This is a genomic window from Methanosarcinales archaeon, assembly GCA_014859725.1.
Lineage (GTDB): Archaea > Halobacteriota > Methanosarcinia > Methanosarcinales > Methanocomedenaceae > Kmv04.
This window is the reverse complement of sequence record JACUTQ010000173.1, coordinates 1-4,260: the sequence shown is the minus strand read 5'-3', so window position 1 is coordinate 4,260 and position 4,260 is coordinate 1. Positions and strand designations below refer to the sequence as shown.

At 36.7% G+C, this 4,260-nt stretch carries 3 protein-coding genes; 2 read left to right on the top strand and 1 reads right to left on the bottom strand.

All coding sequences use genetic code 11. The features are described 5' to 3' along the window. The first annotated feature begins 269 nt into the window (after window positions 1-269). Together IBX40_11365 and IBX40_11360 are read left to right on the top strand one after the other, a co-directional pair. Entirely contained in the window at window positions 270-3,176 is a 2,907-nt protein-coding gene (locus IBX40_11365; GenBank protein ID MBE0524916.1) for a Tn3 family transposase, read from the top strand. A gap of 181 nt (window positions 3,177-3,357) precedes the next feature. Next, entirely contained in the window at window positions 3,358-3,717 is a 360-nt protein-coding gene (locus IBX40_11360) for a transposase (GenBank protein MBE0524915.1), read from the top strand. Between the two features lie 183 nt (window positions 3,718-3,900). Here the strand turns inward: IBX40_11360 and IBX40_11355 are convergent, their stop codons facing one another. Next, a complete protein-coding gene (locus tag IBX40_11355) occupies window positions 3,901-4,230 on the bottom strand; it encodes a transposase (protein MBE0524914.1) in 330 nt (109 codons plus the stop codon). Window positions 4,231-4,260: the final 30 nt, after the last annotated feature.

The following is a 4,260-nucleotide window of genomic DNA, read 5'->3' as shown; positions in this document are numbered from 1 at the left end:
AATGCTGACGAGAAATTGTCAAAATATTATGTTCCATAATTAAATTGTCATGACAATAGTAGTGATGTTGATGTGTTAATAGAATTTGAATACGGGCACAATACTTTTGATAACTATATAGGGTATCACGGCCATTCGTGTGAAAATATACGCTAAGGTTAAATATTAGTTTAAACACGATTTTAAATTATTAAATTCCAGATAAATCTGTTTTCTAGTAAAATAATTATTTTTAATTAAAAATATGTAAAGAAGTTCTTAAAATAATTATGAAACCGCTTCGATACAAATATACGCACGAACAACTCGTGAGTGTTGTTCATTTCAATGAAAAAGATATTGAAACAATTAAACAGTGCCGATCCCAGTATAATCATTTAGGATTTGCATATCAGCTTGCTTTTGTCCAATTAACAAATCGTTTTCCTAAAGAACAACCCTTTGAAGTTTTTGATGATATACTTACTTTCGTCAGTGTCCAATTAAATATTCCCTCCAAATTAATTCATACTTATGAAAAGCGCCAACCGACAATTAATGAACATAGGGAAAAGATACGTAACTATCTCGGTTTGCAGCGGTTTGGAGAGGCTGAGCTGACAAAAATTGAAAAATTTATATTTGAAGAGGCCTGTCGATTGGAGCAGACCGCTGCATTGCAAGTTAAAACTGAACAATATCTGAAAGAGCAAGGAATTTTAAATCCTTCCGAAGACACCCTTAAAAGATTAATTGGAAAGCAGCGGGAAGAGGCAAAGAGATATATTTTCAGGAAAATTTCGCAAGGATTATCCAAAGAATTATTGGAAAAATTGGACACATTACTTGGTGATAGTCAGCAATCAGATCTTAACTTTCTTAAAAAGCCACCGGGAAGACCTTCTCCCTCGGCACTCCTCGACCTTATCAAAAAAATAGATCTCATCATATCTACTGATATTTTAAAGATAGACTTGTCTTGGCTCAATAACAATTTTCAGCGATCACTTACTCGTTATGCGGAACACCAGACAACCAGTAAGTTGCGAAGGTTGAACCCTGACCAACGCTATGCGATTCTGGTATGTTTTCTAACACAGGTTCACCAAGATACCGTTGATCAAATGGTTGACATGTATGACAAGCTGATCAATAGAATATATAACCACGCTCAGATCGATATGGACAATAATCATAAGGCCCAACAGAAAAAAATCAGAGAATCCCTTTCCACATTCAAAGATGTAGCGGAACTTATTTTGGACGATAGTGTGGATGATGCAGTTCTCCGCAAGGAACTCTTTCAGAGGATTGGTAAGGATAAGCTCACAAATCAAATAGAGGAAGTTAATGTCTGGCTCACTGGAAAATACAGTCATGTTTTTAACATCGTTAAACAACGGTTCAGCTATATCCGCCAGTTTTCTCCAGCTTTCATAAAGCATATCAATCTTATTCCGGAGGGAAATGAAAATTCCACTTTGTTTAGATCGGTAGATATCCTTCAGGAGATGAACGACCAAAATAAGCGAAAGCTGCTAGAAGATGTTCCACTCGATTTCATTCATAAAAAGATTCGGCCCTTTGTAGAGGTTAATGGAAATATAGACAAAGCCGCTTGGGAATGTGCTTTGTTGATAGCTATCCGTGATGAAATTAAAGCCGGCAATTTATCCGTAAAACAGAGCAAGTGTTTTGGACGGTTTGATGATTTTTTCATCCCGGAAAAGAAATGGAATGAACTACGTGAGGCATTCTTTATGAGAGCTAAGCTTCCAGTAAGAGCAAACGAAGTTGAAGCTTTTTTAACACAACGGTTGAATCGTGCATTTGATCGTTTTTTAGAACTGCTTCCCGAAAATTCATATGTGACGATGGATGAAAATACCTGGTATTTATCCGCTGATTCAATAGACAAACTTGATTCCGAATCTGAGAAACACCTATTACTGTTAAAGGACTGGCTTTCCCAGCACATGAGGGAGGTCAAGTTACCGGATCTTTTGATAGAAGTTGACAATGAACTGAAGATCACTAGACATTTTATGTCAATCTCTCAACAAGAGAATCCGAGTGTTGGTGATATATGCGCAATTTTAGCAACCATCCTGGCACATGGGTGTAATATTGGCCCTTATACCATGTCTCAAATAACAGATGGAGTCTCCTATAATCGGATCAAGCATATTACCGATTGGATGCTCACCGTAGAGGCACAACGTGTGGCCTTGGCCCAGGTTGTAAATGCTATCAGCCGACTGGATATAACCCAGGCGTGGGGAGTAGGGAAAACCTCCAGTAGTGACGGTCAGCGGTTTGCATTCAAAAGAAAGGTCCTTCAGCAGACATATAGTACAAAATTTAATGATTTTGCATTAGAATTTTATTCCTTTGTGGCTGACAATTATGCTCCATTTTACAGTATACCTATCGAATGCACGGATCGGGATGCTCCTTACGTGTTGGACGGTCTGCTCTATAATGAGTGTGATCTTCCTTTAGAAGAGCATTATACGGACACCCACGGTTATACAGAAAACAATTTCGCAGCATTTGCAATGCTAGGCCGAAGTTTTTCTCCTCGTATCCGCGGTTTGCATAAACAGCGAATCTATCGGATTGAGAAAAATAAAGATTATAAGGCGTTATCTCCTTTGGTGAATCGAAGTGATCGTACAATTCATATTAACTGGATATGTGATCAATGGGATCGACTAGGACATTTTTACGCATCCCTTGAATCCGGACATGTCACAGCTTCTACCGCTATGAAGCGACTTAATGGATATACAGTAAAAAATCATTTTTATCGAGCTAACCGCGAATTGGGACGGATCATCAAGACAGAATATATTTTGCAGTATATGTCGGATAAATCCTTACGCCAAAGGACAAGGAGGGGATTATTGAAAGGGGAACAGATTCATGCTTTGGCTAGAGATCTTAATTACGGAAAACGTCGAAGAATCAATAGCCGAGACTTACAAGAACAAAGAAATTCATGCAGTTGTCTAAATTTGATTTTGGCTTGTATCATCTACTGGCAGGCAAAAGAGATTAACAAAGTAATCATGGAAAACTATCCTGAGAATTCAAGTATAGATCTCTCTTTTATGGAACATATAAGCCCTATAGCTTGGGATAATGTGGTTCTTTATGGTGAATATGTTCTTAATCCAAATTTAGTGAAATTATGAAAATATTAACGTATATTTTCTGTTTAATATAAAATAAAAATAAAATCAACATATTTTCAGGTGAAAGGAATCATTATAGCAGAAAATAGATTTATCTATTATTTAATGGTTTAAAATCGTGTTTAAACTAATATTTAACCTTAGCGTATATTTTCGCACGAATGGCCGTGATACCCTTGTTGTGGCAAAAATATCATTCCACGCTGATGAAGTCTTTGAATATCTAAAAGCTAGAGTGGAAATTGAGTCTCTATTTGACACTTTTAAAAATTTGCTCCATGCTGACAGGTCGTATATGAGAGATGAAGCTCATCTTCAGGGATGGATGTTTGTGAATTTTGTGTCACTGCTTCTTTATTATAAGATATACGAACTACTTATCAATAAAGACCTTTTGACAAACTTATCCCCGAAGGATGTTATTCTTCATTTATCTAGAATCTACAAGCTTAAAATTGAGGGAAAATGGATTCTATCTGAAATTCCAAAAAAATCCAGAAAAATCATAGAAAAATTGGATTTGACAGTACATATTACTTAAAACAAGCGAAGTTACGGTTTAAATATTGCCAGTTACCCTCTAATTTGAAGTGGATACAAAATTGGCTATTAATATACATTTATTTGCCATTTAAAGCTTAAATATCCATTTTGCCACGGATTCAACTGGTAAAAGACCTTAGCGTGTATTTTCGCATGAATGGCCGTGATACCCTTGGTACCCTTAAAAAGAGAAATATTGGCAAATAAAGACGTTTAATTCCTTAGCGTACATGTCACATAAATCGGGGCGATACCCTTTATAGGCGTTTGCTACAAGAACCTTCACAATTCCTTCAAGAATAGTGTTGACAGGTATCCAATAGACGCCAGTGGATTCTAAGGCGACAACTGGACAATCTTCCTCTATCAACCAATCCCTGAAAGCCATTAGACCTTCTATGTTTGTTAAAAAGCGTCTATGCTTCTTGGTTCCATCTGAAGTCAGGATGGTTGCATCGATAAACCTCTTGTGAACATCTACCCCACAAGCTTTATCCCAACGTTTGTTCATATTCTTTCTCCTGGTATGGGTAAATTAATA

Excerpts from the sequence above, each read along its gene's own strand:
- IBX40_11365 (MBE0524916.1), top strand. The coding sequence starts at position 270 with ATGAAACCGCTTCGATACAAATATACGCACGAACAACTCGTGAGTGTT.
- IBX40_11355 (MBE0524914.1), bottom strand. The coding sequence starts at position 4,230 with ATGAACAAACGTTGGGATAAAGCTTGTGGGGTAGATGTTCACAAGAGG.